The following is a 14,603-nucleotide window of genomic DNA, read 5'->3' on the forward strand; positions in this document are numbered from 1 at the left end:
TTCTATGACTGAATCCATTGCGGCAGTGACCGTTCATCCGTAATTTCCTTCCAAACCATCTTAACTGGCATACCCATTTCAATATCTTCTGGTGAACAATGCAGAATATTTCCGATTAACTTGACCTGGGGCAGAGTATCTAATTCGACTATGGCAATTACAAGCGGTAAATCATCCTGGAATCCAGGTAAGAAGGGCCGATAGGAAACGATATATGAATAGACTTTACCGTTAATATCGCTGCCTTGGCTTTCCCAGCTAAGTTCCGAACTGCCACATTTTGCACAGCTCGGACCGGGAGGATGGGAATATTGATGACAGCAATTGCATTTTTGAAGAATCAGTTCATGACGATCTGCGCCATCCCAATATGGACTATTATCCTGTGTTTTTAGCGGAATAGGTTTTTGGTATTCCATTTTGTTCCCTCCTAATTTCTTAAAATCATGGCACCGGCCATATCCGGTCCAGCCCAGCCAGTACAGATTCCGATTTCACAATTTTCCACTTGCCGATCGGTTCCTTTGTATTCGTGACGAACTTGACGTACGATTTCCAATACGTTATTCATTCCATGTGTATATCCTTCCGATAGCATTCCTCCTGCTGTATTCGAAGGTAATTTCCCGCCGATCCGCAAGTTTCCTTCGGCTACAAAGTCACCGACCTCTCCGCGCGGTGCAAATCCATAAGCCTCCAACTGCCGAAGTACAACCCAGCTATAACAGTCATATATGGATGCAACGTCAATATCTTCAGGTTTCACTCCAGCCATTTTATATACTTCAGGCGCGACATAGTCAGCAGCCACTTCGGTTAAATCATTCCAATAATGTGCATGGGACACACACTGCCTAGCAGATAAACCCATGATGTATACCGGTCTGGACTTGCATCCTTCAGCACGTTCTGCTGAAGTGACAATGATTGCATTTGCTTCATCGGATTCCAGGCAGAAATCATGTTTTTTAAATGGATAGCTTAAATAGGGCGTTTTAAGATATTCCTCCATCGTTAATGGTTTACCATAAAAGTATGATTTAGGATTCCTTTGAGCATGTTCGTAAAAAGCTAAACAGACATGCCCAAGATGTTCCTTTGTCAGCCCGGTTTCATGCATATGTCGCGTCGCAAAAAGTCCGAACCACTGAGCCGGACTGCCAGCACCGTAAGGAATGATGAAGCTTCCGCCTTCTATGGCTGTTTGAAGCATATTTACATCCCATCCGCCTCCGCCCATCCTCACGCCTGAGCGTCCATTCATGGAACGATAAATCAACACCGTATTCAATTGACCTGATTCGATTAATCCAACAGCGTCAGCTATCAGCATTTCGGTACTGCTTCCCCCGCCCAAAATATCCTTAACATATTTGGGACGGACCCCTAAATATGTTGCTAATTGATGAGATGTACAAGAATCGTTTTCCGAATAGCTCATGAACCCATCAATATCTTTCGCTTGAAGCCCAGCATCATTCAATGCAGCTCGAGCAGCGTCCAACGCCAAATGTAACGGGGTTGTACCGGAATTCTTAGAACGCTCACTTTCCCCTACACCGACAATGGCATAGCGATTTTTAATGCTTTCCATAATAAACCCTCCTACTATTTGATAACTTGTAACCTTTATTTAATCCGTAAAACCACTTCACCTGAACCGACAACTTGTTCTGGTTCCTTTTCTGCAATAACGTCCAGCCTTACAAAACGTTGACCTCTTTCTTCATACAAATTTTTAACGAAAGCAGAACACGTGATCCGATCTCCTGGTACGGTTACAGCACCAAATCTCATTTTAAAATTTGCCGGTACAGCTTGATCACCAGCCAGTTTCATTACATATTCACCGAGAAAGCCCATTACAAGCATCCCATGAGCAATTACACCCTGCATGCCAATCTCTTGTGCGAATGCATCATCGGTATGTAATTGATTAAAATCCCCTGAAGCTCCGGCATATTTAACAAGTTGTACCTTGGTTACAGGTGGCTTGAAGAGAGATTCAAGTCTTTGACCTTCATGTAAACTTTCATAGTTCAACATCCCTGATTCCTCCTGTTTTCAGTTTGCTGGAATTTGATATTGATACTTTAATGCCATTAATTATCATCATATTTTTTCAGACAGGAGCGTGATCACTCCTAATGGGCCGATAGATGATATTTGTTCGGCTTATGACCACCATTTCACCTGACTCATCTTTCATTTCTGTATCAAGTACCAAGAACTGCATCTTTCCTTTTCTTCCTTCCCGTTCGTATACATTTGATACTTTCATCTGACAATGCAATCTATCACCTGGCCTAATGGGGCGGGAATAAATAAACTCCTGTTCACCATGCAGCATTCTCTTTTGTTCGAGGCCCAAGTCAAGGCTTTCGCCGCTATCCTGACCAATGGCAATCGGGAAGGTTGGCGGTGCTATAATGCCACCATATGAAGTTTTCGCAGCATATTCTTCATCCACATATAAGGGATTAAAATCACCAATTGCCTCAGCAAATTGGCGGATATGCCTCTTTTCGACTTCAAATATAAATTCAGCTCCTGTTAATCCGGTCAAATGATCAAGTTCCATTTGCTCTCTACCCCCTAATAACGGTATTATCATCCACATTATTTTTTACAACAATCATGGCATCAGCGGCCTTGATTCCATTTTCATAGACCAGCAATGGATTAATATCCAATTCGTCAATGGAATGTTTATAATCTGTAACTATAGAGGAAACCTTTAATAACACATCAATGATGGCTTCAATATCAACCGGTGCTTTCCCGCGTGCTCCCATTAAAATGTCCTTGCCCTTGATTTCTTCAATCATTTCAAGTGCATCTTGCCTTGACAGTGGAGCAATTCTAAACGAAATATCTTTGTAGATCTCAACGAATATTCCCCCTAGACCAAACATGATAACCGGTCCAAATACAGGATCATCACTTGCACCAACAATGATTTCCACTCCATCAGGTAACATTTCCTGAACGGAAATGCTGTTTATTGTAGCTTCAGGTTTATAATTTAGTGCATTCCGCTTAATATCTGTAAAAGCTTTCCTGACCTCAAGATCGGTCTTTACATTCAATCGAATGGCATCAGCTTCCGTCTTATGTGGTATATCCGGTGAATCGACCTTTAACACAACCGGATAACCGATACTGTTAGCGATTTGTACTGCATCGTTTTCATTTGCAGCTATAACACGCTTCGTGGTAGCAATCCTGTATCTTTCCAAAACCATACTAGCTTCGGATTCACTTAAAGCAGTACCGGGCTTCAGCATGTCCTGTAAGTTTTGTTTCTCTATTTTCTTTGTAATATTGGAAACTTGATTTTCAAGATTTTTTCGATAAAATTCACTGTATTCAACTAGTTTCGCCAGCCCTCTTATCGGATTAAGGTTCCCAGGGATCACCGGTATGCCATTTTTCACGAGCTCATCGGTACCAAGGGGAAGGGTCATGCCGTCTAATGGAAAAGTGGTAATGAAAACAAATTTATCTGAGCTTGTACAAATTTCAATAAACTCTTGAAGTAAAGGGTGCTCGGCAGTCCAATTAAAGGGAAACTCAGTAAAAATGATGTTATCGACATCCGGATTTTCTACAAGTGCCCTCAATGGTGCAAGAAATAACTCAGGATTGGAAACAGATGCGGCCGCTGTTAAATCCACAGGGTTGGAAGCGCTTGCATATTCGGGTATATTACGTTTGATTTCTGTTATTGTCTTTGAGCTCAGTGGGTTGATGGTAAGTCCGTATGATTCACAGCGATCCGCTTCATTTATTCCCCTCCCTCCTGAACTGGTGATAATAACCGTATTACGTCCATTTGGAAGCTTCTTTGATAGGAATAGCTTTGAAAAAGATATGATATCTTCATAATCATCGGCCCTTACGATGCCAGCCTGCTTAAAAAAGGCATCATATACTTGATCCGATCCCGCAAGTGAACCTGTATGTGAAGCAGCAGCTCTGCTTCCAGCCTTGCTCCTTCCGGTTTTCATGACAATTATGGGTTTATTTCTATCCAATGCCTCTTTTGCCAGGCTTCGTAATTTTTCCGGGTTTTTTGCACCTTCCAAGTAGCCGCTTATCACACTTGTTTTTGTATCATGGATCATATATTCAATGACATCCGAGAATTCAGTTTCCATTTCATTTCCTACACTCACGAAATAATTGAAACTCAATCCATTCTGAGCTGCTGCCATATAAGTCAAAACACCAAACGCACCGCTTTGGGAGACATATCCTACCCCTCTTTGGTCATTTATTGGCACTGATTGAATGGCAGGGGAAAAAGTGCCAATCAAGCCATTCGACAAATTCACTAATCCAACACAGTTGGGACCCACTATCCGTATTCCATTCTTTCTTGCAATATCTGTTAACAATTCCTGTTGCTTGATGCCTTCTTTTCCTGTTTCAGAAAAACCAGCAGCAAAAATGATGGCTGCTTTCACTTTCTTTCGTGCACATTCCTCTAATCCTTGCTGCACCTGATTCGCCCCAAGGCAAAAAATGGCTAAATCAATTTCATTCGGAACATCGGACAAAGATTCATAGCACTTAATCCCTTCAATCTCTTTTGCTTTACGGTTGATTGGGTAAATCTCCCCATTAAATTGACCATCCAAAAGGGCTTTGACCTGTAAATTCCCGATTTTGTATTCACTCTTGGAGGCACCTAGGATTGCGATGGATCTTGGATTGAATAACGGCTCAAGCGTTTCATGAGAATTGTTTGAATGTTTATTTTTTATCATGAATCTTCCCCCCTACTTAAAAAAGATATCTTTGAACTAATCTTACATGGAGGGGGTTAATATTCTAGAAATTGATAGTTTGTTAAATTCATTTAAAACATTAGGAAGTTAATTATTTTTAAAAGACGAAATTTCTCATATACAGCAGGGTCAAAAGAATAGAATGAAAAATATGTGTTCTTGATGACCCCGACTTCTTACATTCATAGCCCCGACATTGGAACAAGATAAACGCCAATGCTTTTTATGTATATGGCAACACAAACAACCCTCCTCCTGATAAAGGAATAGGGTTAATTTGTTCATGATCAATTAATATGTTCCTGTTTTTCCAGCCATTTCTTCATTTTCGTTTGAATTTTGGAGGATGGAATTTTCATCCCTCTCTCAATGTTACTGACATATGGGGCTGATATCTCCAGTTCTTCTGCTAATTGATATAAAGAGAGGTTGAGTTTTTTTCTTGTGATTCTTATTTGCTCACCAATATGATCGCTGCTCTTCAGGTTAGCCTGGTCTTGCTTTGCAAGACGATTGCCAGTGTGTGATTTTTGTTTCTTTTCTATGGAGCGATATTGCTCTTTTATGATATCAGGCGGTTCTATTAATATCATCGAATTCAGCCAAATACTGGCCCATCCTTTATAATCGGCTATGGATTCATCCCACTTTTCATAATGCCATGATGCAATTACGCCATCATCCAGTAGAACATCCAAAGCTTTCTCGAAACGTTCCCTAGTTCGGGATGGTGTTCGGTCATTTAATTTTTCACCGATCGATTCCAATAGGGTACTGGTTTTATTCGGCTGTAAAAAGTCTCCTTTTCTTGCTTGGGTCCTCCAACGCCAGCTTAGATATCTTGTAAGCCGTTTTTCCCGAAGTTGCCTATATGGATTATATTGAAGTGCTTTTATTGAAAGTAGGGCAACTTGCCGTGCAGAACCATTAAGATATTTGGCGAAAACCTTATCGATCGTGAACGTTATCTTTTTCCTGTCTGCTTCTTCTGATATATCATATTCAACGCCATTACGATCTTTAAAGATAAACGTCCTCCCTTGTAGTTTTGTCTGAACAGGCTTACCTTTTTCATAGATGGTAGCTTTGTTAATGTTAATCCATATGCTTTGTATATTTGTAAGCGATTTCAAAATTTGAGCACGCTGTTTGGCCTCGTAACCACCTCGACGCCCAAACCCACCAAGTTTTGGCTTTAATCCTCGAATTGAAAGGAGGTCATTTAAATAAATTTCCACTGTTTCCTCATTATGAGCAGCCTTTGACAGGAAAAGGCTGCAAAGAGCATCAAAAACATCTACATCCACATCAGATAAAGAGTGGACTCGGTTCCAAGCTTCTTTCACATTCGTCTGCCCATAGGTTATATGATCGTTACCAAAAGGGATTATTTGTATGAAGCCTTCTGTATTACCCTTTAATATTGGGGTTGCAGGGTAAGGAATGTTTCCAATGATTTCGAAATTTTTTTTATAAATTGCATCTCTAACTGACTGATATGGAGCACTATTCATAACAAGCAAATGATCTTGGACGGTAAAGTTGAAAGTAAAATCCCTCATTGTGGATAATAATAAATCTGATGTCTGAAAATCCCTCTTAAAACATAGCAGGTTTTCTATCTTTTCGATCGTATTGTTTTCGATATTAAATTCACTCATGATTTTATCGATCCACTCTTTAATATATTCATTAACGATATCTGTTACTCTCGATAAAAATCCAGTGTTTTCAGTAAAATGTTTTGTGAGATGCTCGTAAAATAACTTATTTAATGCTTGATCATCAAGTCTTTCCATTTCATTAAAGCCTATTGATAAGGCTATTTCTTCAAGGACCCATTCTTTTACTAGCAGTCTAAACCAGCTGTAAAATTCCTCCCAAACCGATCTCTCTCCCAAAAAAGTTTCATTTTTTAATTTTTTTTCCATTTGGTAAATTGAATCTTCCATTAAATGTTTTTCTTTTAAAACAGCATGATTTTTTGTAGAAACCCTTTCATATTCACTTAATAGATAGAATACGACATGTTGGGCAATATGTGACAATGTTTCGTTTCTCGCCGTTAACCTCAGTTTGGCAAATAGCTCTTCATTCTCTTTATATGCTTGTTCCCAAATAACAAAACTTTTATTGTTCAATCCATCTTTAAAGGTTAGAAACCCCTTCGAATTTTTTAATTTGTGTGTTTTGAATTTATTATTGAAATCATGATATTGATTGTTTTGCTCATATATGCAAAGAACCAAAAAATTATTAATTTTGCTTGACCAGCGGTTCGATAAATACTTAAGGCTCTCATTCTTTTGGTTCGGTTCCATTTTTCCACTCTGTCTATCATTGCTATTCAACATGAATACCTCCTAGTTCAAACTGCGTCTAAATACAAAGTACTCAGTGTGTTTAGATGAAAAAAAGTCGTGATATTCTAACTGCAATTAAAATATTTTTAGTTTTTTTTTATATATTCCATATAAAAATGAAAAATCCTTCCATACATTATAGGTGTAACGGCCCCATTTCCTGAATAAATGTATCTAGTAAATTATATTCAATATCTTCTGAATCACCCTTGGCGAAAGATTCTGATTGGCAGCGCTATCACTTCCATTCCTGGAATAAAAATCTCAACAATTGCAGTTTTTACAAGGAATCACCCATTGTCACTAATACCCCTTAAGGTATAATATTATGTTCATAAAAAATCAATAATAGGAATTTTAACCCAGGACCTTTACCCTTTTCTCAATCGTATAAATATTCAAAAAAATGTCGAGTTGAGTCATCACTCCTTTTACCCTTATACTAGGGAAGAAAAATCGAAGGAGGAATTACATATGAAGAAGGAAATTTCAATTATTGGTGTGCCGATGGATCTTGGTCAAACTAGAAGAGGAGTAGATATGGGGCCTAGTGCCATTAGATATGCAGGGTTGAGTGAAAGACTTGAAAACATTGGCTATACTGTCCGTGATGAAGGTGATATTAAAGTAGAAATACAGGAAAGAGCACAAAGTGATAGTGACACAAATTTAAAGAATCTGCAGGACGTAGCAGAAGGTAATGAAAAATTGAGTCAAAAAGTGGATGAAGTCATCCAAGCAAATCGTTTTCCTTTAGTTTTAGGTGGAGATCACAGCATTGCTATCGGGACATTAGCCGGTTTAGCGAAGCATTCTGAAAACTTAGGGGTAATATGGTATGATGCACATGGAGATTTAAATACTGCCGAAACATCCCCATCAGGAAACATACATGGTATGTCCCTAGCGGTAAGTTTGGGCCTTGGCCACCCTGCACTGACTAAAATTGGCGGATATTCTCCAAAAGTCAAACCAGAGAACATTGTCATCATTGGCGCCCGTTCTTTAGACCAAGGTGAAAAAGAGTTAATCAGGGAAAAAGGAATTAAAGTCTATACTATGCATGAGATTGATAGAATGGGTATGACAAAAGTGATGGAAGAATCGATTGCCTACCTGAAAGAACGTACGGACCTTGTCCATTTATCACTTGATCTTGATGGTCTTGATCCAGATGATGCACCAGGGGTAGGAACGCCTGTAATGGGAGGTATTAGTTACCGCGAAAGCCATCTTGCCATGGAAATGCTTGCTGAAGCTAATATCATTACATCAGCAGAGTTTGTTGAGATAAACCCAATATTGGACGAGCATAATAAAACGGCTGAAGTTGCTGTCGCATTAATGGGCTCATTGCTTGGGGAAAAATTATTATATGGAGCGGAAGATCATATCACTCCTGATTTATTGGCTCATGTTAAATAATCGGACTCTATGATTTTGATAGAAATATAGAGAGTTCGTTAAAGTGATGCTCCATAGGGAAAAGCCCATACTTCTTTTATGAGCTTCTTCCCATTGGCGGATGATCGACATGAATCAATTTACATCCCTAGTTTCCTGACGCTTGGCTTCTCTTTCTTTATTAAGCGGCGCTTTCGAAATTAATTCTGCATAGGTACCTATGTTCATTGAATCATGCTTCTTTAATGCAGAAGTAATCTCTTTTCGGAGGGAATTCGACATCATCTAAGAATCAAAATCAAAAGCTATTAGACTTGTAAGAACACAAATTCCCTAATAACGTCCCAACATAAATGAAACCGTTTGCACCCATCAGGTAAAGGAGTTTTTCAATGAAAACAGCAGAAAATCAACCAAATGAATTAAAACGGAGCATGAAAGCAAGACATTTATTTATGATTTCAATAGGGGGATGTATTGGTACGGGCTTTTTCATCGGTTCAGGCTATACCATTCATGAAGCAGGAGCCTTCGGTGCCATCCTCTCTTACATAGTCGGCGGCTTCATCATGTATTTAACGATGCTTTGCCTAGGTGAACTATCCGTTGCCATGCCTGTTTCCGGTTCGTTTCAGACATATGCGACTAAGTTCATCGGTCCTGGAACCGGGTTTGCCATCGGATGGCTATACTGGTTAGGTTGGGCCGTTACAGTCGCCTTAGAGTTTCTGGCAGCAGGACAGCTAATGCAAAGATGGTTTCCTGAATCACCCGTATGGATGTGGTGTGCAATCTTTGCTTTTCTCATCTTTTCACTAAACGCCTTATCAGCAAAGGCATTTGGCGAATCGGAGTTTGTTTTTTCCAGCATAAAAGTATTGGCCATCATTCTTTTCATCATCGTTGGCGGTGCTGCTATGTTTGGTATGATTGATATGAAAGGTGGACAAGAAGCTCCATTTTTCTCAAACTTTTTCGCTGAGGGTCTTTTCCCCAATGGGATATCGGCCCTGCTAATCACAATGATTACAGTGAACTTTTCCTTCCAGGGCACTGAATTAATCGGAATAGCCGCAGGAGAAAGTGAAAACCCGGAAAAGGTCATACCAAAATCCATCAAACAAACCGTTTGGAGAACCCTTTTCTTCTTTGTTCTTTCTGTCACTGTACTTTCTGCGCTGATCCCAAGGGAAAAAGCCGGTATCTCAGAAAGTCCATTCGTTGTTGTACTTGATAGTCTCGGAGTTCCGTATGCAGCTGACATCATGAACTTCATCATTCTTACAGCACTTTTGTCAGTGGCGAACTCCGGTCTTTATGCTGCGACACGTATGCTCTACTCGCTTTCAAGGGAAGGTATGGCAAGTCCGAAGCTCGGTTTGGTGAATAAGAGAGGGATTCCGCTCAATGCCCTGCTCATCACCCTGGCGATTGCCGGTTTGTCATTACTTTCAAGTGTAGTAGCTGCGGACACAATATTTGTCTTTCTTCTCTCCCTTGCAGGGTTAGGTGCACAAATTGGCTGGATTGCCATTTCGGCTAGTCTTCTTGCTTTTAGAAGATCCTATACCCGCCAAGGCGGCAAGATAGAAGATCTGAAATTTAAAGTTCCGCTATACCCATTCATCCCCATACTTGCATTAATAACAAACTGCATCGTAATGATCAGTTTAGCATTTGTTCCTGAGCAGCGAATGGCCCTTTATTGCGGGGGAGCATTCTTCATTGGATGTTATGCGGTTTATCACTTTAGAGTGAAGAAAATCAAGAAAATTGAAACTCCCAAGCAGGAAGTTGAATTAAATGCCGGTAAAAAAATGGTCATTTGATCCAGAATACCGTGGAGTATAGTTAGTGGTGAAAAGCGATCTTTGGCTTTTCAAAGAAGAAATACCCTGGATGTAATCACACCCAGGGTATTTCTTTTATATAATCACCATTTCCTGCATAGCTAGCCAATTGTAAACCGCTGTTAGAACTCTTCCTTTTCCCTTCCAGCTTTTTTAGTTCCACAAACTATACCCTGACTATAATAATGCGCATATAATAGGAAGTTAAATTTCCAGCTCCATATAGGCAATAAAAACAAATATCAAAACAAAAAAAATCATCTTAATCGATGATTTTATATTGTGCAAATTCCTTTAATTTAGGCAGGATTGGCTCTAAAATTTCCTTGGCTATGTAATCGGTATCCAATCCAATGAAGCGTTCACTTTCCATGTCGACCGATCTCGCATTTTCCGGGTCATCACAAAAAATGAACGATATGATTCCGTTCTCTTCAGTCATATCTACATACTTAAATGTAATGTCATGTTTCGTAAGACAACTTTCAAACGCAATGCACAATTCATCTATATTTGATTGACTAATAGATGTGAATTTCATATTGATCATCCCCTCTGCTAAAGGATAGCAAAATAAAGCATGAATTTCAAAGCGAAATTCATGTCCCATTCTTATATTCATGATTCATCTGACACTTTTGAAAAGGAAAATGACATAAAAACTTGCCCTTGTTTGTAATTTCACCATATGAAGCCATTTGATGAAGATGTATGGGTAAGGATTTCCCCATTATAAATGTATGTAACCAATCGATTTCATACAATTTTCCACCTTTATCCTGATTTAATTTTTAAGCGATTAATAAGGATTGCCATAGGCATAATCGCATTTTGTATCGCTGGGATATGCAGTTCCTCATGAATATTCCATGGCATGTCTCATATCTTTATACAAACACCTTGTTAGGAGTGGTCCAACATGAAGTCTTTTTATAAAGGAACGCTCATTTTGATTGTTGCAGCGTTTTTTGGTGAATGTATCGAATTTTTAGTGAACATGCTCCTAGCCAGGGAATTACACGAAGAGGGCATGGGGCTTTATATGTCCATATTGCCAATTTTCTTTTTGATATATGTGATCGCCAGCCTTGAATTACATATTTCCATTTCAAAATTCGTCGCGGAAAATAAACAGGCAATGCATTATAATCTTATCGTTCATGCACTTAAAATGGCTGCAGTCGTCGTATTGGTAATGTGTGTAGTCATGCCTTTCATACTTTCCTTCTCATCCATAATGGACAAATACCATCCCTATATTAAATGGCTGCTCATCACAGTGATCCCAATAGTTGCCTTTTCGTCAATTGCAAGAGGCTATTTCATGGGTGTCCAGCAAATGGGGAAGATTGCTTTTTCCAACTTTTTGAAGGATATCATTCAATTCGGCTTACTTTTCCTTATCTTTAACTTATTTCATTTTAACCAGGAAAAGTCATTATTGATGGCCTTTTTTGTTTTGATTGGCAGTGAGTTCCTCGTTTTTCTATACTTGATCAACCTTTTGATTCTTCAAATGCGAATCATGAGGCGCGGTACAAACTCACGGACAACCGGTAAACATGCCCGGCAAAAGTTATTGGCGGTTTCGCTGCCCACCATGGGGTTAAGGATCTTTCATGCGATAACAAATGCGATCCAACCTTTTTTGATCCACACTGCCCTTCTCTCGGCAGGATTCGGTGCGGTAGTGGCTACAGAGCATTTTGGGATGCTTACTGGAGTAGCGATGACGATCGGCTTCTTCCCAGCCTTTATCGCACATTCCTTAATGATCATGCTCATTCCGAATGTTTCGAATGCTTACAAAAGGCAGGATAAGGAAAAATTGAGGGTTTTATTGCAAAAATCGATGTCTTTCACCGTACTGTATGGAGTTCCGGCTGTGATCTTCATTTATTTCTTTGCGGAACCTTTGACCTCCCTCTTTTTTTCTTCAACATCTGCCGCATACTATTTAAAATTATTATGTCCTTATTTCCTTTTTCATTTTTTTGTCATTCCCATGCAAGCCTATCTCATCGGCCTTGGTTTAGTGAAGGATGCTTTCATTCATACCGTATGGTCCCATATTGTTGCCTTTTTAATGATGTATATCCTAGGCTCCCAGGCTTCTCTTAATATGGGAGGAATCATTTTAGGAATGAATACTGGTGCTGTATTATTAACTTTCATGCACTACTTGACCATTTGCAAAAAAATCGGCATAAGCATCTTACTGACGAAATCAAGATCGATATCGATAAAGTGAGGCAAAAACCAAAGCAAAATCTCTTGCTGTTATTGGTATATAAAGATTTAGATTAAAAAAATTGAGCCTTTCCCTGTACATATCACCTTCGTTACTGTATATTTCAACATACTTGGGTAATAATCAAGTAAAATGGTTTAAACTAACCATACAATAGTAATGGAGTGATTTCATGAGTAAAGCTAAGGCTAAGAGCGGAACGGGTAAAGGTACCGGCACAGGAACGGGCAAGAAGGGCTGGAATCGTTGGAAAACAGGTGCCAATAAGAAAAAAAGCGCCAAACCATATGTAAGTAAAGGCATCAAACATTCCAATGACTCAAAAGCATCCGGTCATGCTGAAGGTGACAAGACAGATAAATAATTGCTTGTCCTAAAGCCCATAATTTTATGTTTGTTCCATATTCTCATACAGGGTGTTAAGTGATCTGTATGAGAGAAATGGGTCTTATATATAATAAACCACGGGCGATATCCATATCACGCCTATTATACATATCATCAAAAAAGACACTCCAATTCCCGGTAGTGTCTTTCACTTTTTTTAATATTTTCTTTTTATCTAAATTGGCTTTTGGGTTTGATGGCATTGATTTTTTTCGGGGAAAAATCTGTACGGAAGCCGTTAGTGGCTTTTTTAACAGAGTCTGTAACTGAATGTATCGCTTCACCAACATCCTGTGCAGAATCCAATAATGGTTCAACCGTTTTCATTTTAGTTTTTACATCGTCTGTGATTTCATTTGCAGTTTGCAATAGTTGTTTCGATTCGCCGGATAGATCATGAATGGCATTTCTAACTTCAGCCAAGGTTTGATTGGCTTCTCCTATCGTGGCCATTCCCTTTTGAAGGGTACCGATTAAAAATACGACCAACCAAATGAAGGCTAAGGCTATCGCAGCCACACTATATTCAATAATCATGATAAAGCTCCCCCTCTAAAATAAATGATAGAAACGATTGCTTCAAATATGTTAGTGTATCCCGGGGTGCCTGTTTTTAATGTTAAATGGTACTACTTGATTTTGATTTGCACCCCCTCAGCTTCAGTTCGAGTCAAAGGAGCTGTCGGAGATAATTCCTTGTGGCGGCCTTCCAAACTGGCTTCTTTCATGGAATTGGTTACATTATGAATCATTTCCCCAACATCTTGAGCGGATTCTAGCAATGGATCGACATTTTCCATCTTACCTTTTACATCCGCTGTAATTTGATTGGCAGAGTGGATCAATTGTTTGGACTCTTGCGTCAATCCATGTACTGCATTCCTTACCTCTTCCAGTGTCTTATTTGTTTCTTCAAGCGTTCCCATTCCTTTACGCAGCGTCTGGTTGACATTATATATCAAATACACGACGGCTCCGGAGACACTGGCAACACTTAATTTAATAAACATTTTCATATATCCACTCCCTTCATTTAAATTTATGCACTGTCCCTTCCATTCATTCCCTAAAGTCCATCACTTGTCCGTTCAGTTTTAATGAACCTTTTACCTTTATCCTAAAAGAAGTTAAGGGTAGTTTAAAGGTTAATAGTAAGGGTGAGACCATATTTAGGAGGAGATTTGTTCATGTCACATGAGTATCATTCATCTGTTATCCAAACTTTAAATGATTGTATGACCGCGTGTAATCATTGCTACGACGCATGCTTAAAAGAAGATCATGTAAACATGATGGTGGAATGCTTTCGCTTGGATCGGGAATGTGCGGATATTTGCTCTTATTTAGGACAGGCGATCGGGAGAGGAACACCGTTTATTTCAGAGTTGGCTGAAGTGTGTGCCAAGATTTGTGAAAGCTGCGGAAACGAATGTAAAAAACACGATCATGAACATTGTCAAAAATGTGCTGAGGCCTGCTTGAGATGTGCAGAAGAATGCAGAAAATTAGTCGCTTGATGTAAGGAATAGCAATTAAGCTATTCCTTTTATTATCC

Annotated in this window: 14 protein-coding genes; 5 read left to right on the forward strand and 9 right to left on the reverse strand. The window is 39.3% G+C overall.

Annotated elements, in window-relative coordinates:
* Positions 1-2: 2 nt before the first annotated feature.
* The 6 genes from ACQKMF_RS07885 to ACQKMF_RS07910 form a co-directional block, all read right to left on the reverse strand.
* On the reverse strand, positions 3-419 hold the full coding sequence (locus ACQKMF_RS07885) for a Zn-ribbon domain-containing OB-fold protein (protein ID WP_063593503.1): 417 nt from the start codon (positions 417-419) through the stop codon (positions 3-5).
* An 11-nt stretch (positions 420-430) separates the two neighbouring features.
* Positions 431-1,594 carry a thiolase C-terminal domain-containing protein gene (locus tag ACQKMF_RS07890; RefSeq protein ID WP_427572493.1) on the reverse strand — a complete coding sequence of 388 codons (1,164 nt, stop codon included), beginning with the start codon at positions 1,592-1,594 and terminating at the stop codon, positions 431-433.
* A gap of 35 nt (positions 1,595-1,629) precedes the next feature.
* Positions 1,630-2,046, reverse strand: a complete 417-nt coding sequence (locus ACQKMF_RS07895) for a MaoC/PaaZ C-terminal domain-containing protein (protein ID WP_427572495.1) — start codon at positions 2,044-2,046, stop codon at positions 1,630-1,632.
* Between the two features lie 76 nt (positions 2,047-2,122).
* Entirely contained in the window at positions 2,123-2,581 is a 459-nt protein-coding gene (locus tag ACQKMF_RS07900; protein WP_063593500.1) for a MaoC family dehydratase N-terminal domain-containing protein, read from the reverse strand.
* 7 nt (positions 2,582-2,588) lie between these two features.
* Positions 2,589-4,772: an acetate--CoA ligase family protein gene (locus ACQKMF_RS07905; RefSeq protein ID WP_427572497.1), complete on the reverse strand. Its 2,184-nt coding sequence runs from the start codon at positions 4,770-4,772 to the stop codon at positions 2,589-2,591.
* 308 nt (positions 4,773-5,080) lie between these two features.
* Entirely contained in the window at positions 5,081-7,144 is a 2,064-nt protein-coding gene (locus ACQKMF_RS07910; RefSeq protein ID WP_427572499.1) for a helix-turn-helix domain-containing protein, read from the reverse strand.
* A gap of 486 nt (positions 7,145-7,630) precedes the next feature.
* Here ACQKMF_RS07910 and rocF point away from each other — a divergent pair, with 486 nt between their 5' ends.
* Both rocF and ACQKMF_RS07920 read left to right on the forward strand, forming a co-directional pair.
* Positions 7,631-8,581: an arginase gene (gene rocF / locus ACQKMF_RS07915; RefSeq protein ID WP_101222081.1), complete on the forward strand. Its 951-nt coding sequence runs from the start codon at positions 7,631-7,633 to the stop codon at positions 8,579-8,581.
* A 371-nt stretch (positions 8,582-8,952) separates the two neighbouring features.
* Entirely contained in the window at positions 8,953-10,389 is a 1,437-nt protein-coding gene (locus ACQKMF_RS07920) for an amino acid permease (protein WP_096339573.1), read from the forward strand.
* Positions 10,390-10,672: 283 nt separating this feature from the next.
* Here the strand turns inward: ACQKMF_RS07920 and ACQKMF_RS07925 are convergent, their stop codons facing one another.
* Positions 10,673-10,951 (reverse strand): hypothetical protein, encoded by a 279-nt coding sequence (locus ACQKMF_RS07925; protein ID WP_157830982.1) that lies wholly within the window; start codon positions 10,949-10,951, stop codon positions 10,673-10,675.
* A gap of 378 nt (positions 10,952-11,329) precedes the next feature.
* Between ACQKMF_RS07925 and ACQKMF_RS07930 the strand changes: the two genes are divergently transcribed.
* Both ACQKMF_RS07930 and ACQKMF_RS07935 read left to right on the forward strand, forming a co-directional pair.
* Positions 11,330-12,661, forward strand: coding sequence for an oligosaccharide flippase family protein (locus ACQKMF_RS07930; protein ID WP_101222079.1), 1,332 nt, complete (start codon positions 11,330-11,332; stop codon positions 12,659-12,661).
* Positions 12,662-12,833: 172 nt separating this feature from the next.
* The gene (locus ACQKMF_RS07935; protein WP_260357596.1) at positions 12,834-13,025 is read left to right on the forward strand and encodes a DUF3934 family protein; all 192 of its coding nucleotides are present in this window, start codon (positions 12,834-12,836) and stop codon (positions 13,023-13,025) included.
* 194 nt (positions 13,026-13,219) lie between these two features.
* On the opposite strand, the gene ACQKMF_RS07940 is transcribed toward ACQKMF_RS07935, so the two are convergent.
* Both ACQKMF_RS07940 and ACQKMF_RS07945 read right to left on the reverse strand, forming a co-directional pair.
* Positions 13,220-13,585, reverse strand: coding sequence for a DUF948 domain-containing protein (locus ACQKMF_RS07940; protein ID WP_260357595.1), 366 nt, complete (start codon positions 13,583-13,585; stop codon positions 13,220-13,222).
* 92 nt (positions 13,586-13,677) lie between these two features.
* Positions 13,678-14,064 (reverse strand): DUF948 domain-containing protein, encoded by a 387-nt coding sequence (locus tag ACQKMF_RS07945; RefSeq protein ID WP_402942737.1) that lies wholly within the window; start codon positions 14,062-14,064, stop codon positions 13,678-13,680.
* Between the two features lie 171 nt (positions 14,065-14,235).
* Between ACQKMF_RS07945 and ACQKMF_RS07950 the strand changes: the two genes are divergently transcribed.
* On the forward strand, positions 14,236-14,565 hold the full coding sequence (locus ACQKMF_RS07950) for a four-helix bundle copper-binding protein (protein ID WP_427572504.1): 330 nt from the start codon (positions 14,236-14,238) through the stop codon (positions 14,563-14,565).
* The last annotated feature ends 38 nt before the right edge of the window (positions 14,566-14,603 follow it).

It is taken from the genome of Peribacillus sp. NPDC101480, assembly GCF_050277335.1.
In the GTDB taxonomy this organism is placed as follows: domain Bacteria; phylum Bacillota; class Bacilli; order Bacillales; family DSM-1321; genus Peribacillus.

What these genes read in the sequence shown, in the direction of transcription:
- ACQKMF_RS07885 (WP_063593503.1), bottom strand. Translation starts at nt 419, where the DNA reads ATGGAATACCAAAAACCTATTCCGCTAAAAACACAGGATAATAGTCCA.
- ACQKMF_RS07925 (WP_157830982.1), bottom strand. Translation starts at nt 10,951, where the DNA reads ATGAAATTCACATCTATTAGTCAATCAAATATAGATGAATTGTGCATT.
- ACQKMF_RS07905 (WP_427572497.1), bottom strand. Translation starts at nt 4,772, where the DNA reads ATGATAAAAAATAAACATTCAAACAATTCTCATGAAACGCTTGAGCCG.
- ACQKMF_RS07945 (WP_402942737.1), bottom strand. Translation starts at nt 14,064, where the DNA reads ATGAAAATGTTTATTAAATTAAGTGTTGCCAGTGTCTCCGGAGCCGTC.
- ACQKMF_RS07900 (WP_063593500.1), bottom strand. Translation starts at nt 2,581, where the DNA reads ATGGAACTTGATCATTTGACCGGATTAACAGGAGCTGAATTTATATTT.
- ACQKMF_RS07890 (WP_427572493.1), bottom strand. Translation starts at nt 1,594, where the DNA reads ATGGAAAGCATTAAAAATCGCTATGCCATTGTCGGTGTAGGGGAAAGT.
- ACQKMF_RS07950 (WP_427572504.1), top strand. Translation starts at nt 14,236, where the DNA reads ATGTCACATGAGTATCATTCATCTGTTATCCAAACTTTAAATGATTGT.
- ACQKMF_RS07940 (WP_260357595.1), bottom strand. Translation starts at nt 13,585, where the DNA reads ATGATTATTGAATATAGTGTGGCTGCGATAGCCTTAGCCTTCATTTGG.
- rocF (WP_101222081.1), top strand. Translation starts at nt 7,631, where the DNA reads ATGAAGAAGGAAATTTCAATTATTGGTGTGCCGATGGATCTTGGTCAA.
- ACQKMF_RS07935 (WP_260357596.1), top strand. Translation starts at nt 12,834, where the DNA reads ATGAGTAAAGCTAAGGCTAAGAGCGGAACGGGTAAAGGTACCGGCACA.
- ACQKMF_RS07920 (WP_096339573.1), top strand. Translation starts at nt 8,953, where the DNA reads ATGAAAACAGCAGAAAATCAACCAAATGAATTAAAACGGAGCATGAAA.
- ACQKMF_RS07895 (WP_427572495.1), bottom strand. Translation starts at nt 2,046, where the DNA reads ATGTTGAACTATGAAAGTTTACATGAAGGTCAAAGACTTGAATCTCTC.
- ACQKMF_RS07930 (WP_101222079.1), top strand. Translation starts at nt 11,330, where the DNA reads ATGAAGTCTTTTTATAAAGGAACGCTCATTTTGATTGTTGCAGCGTTT.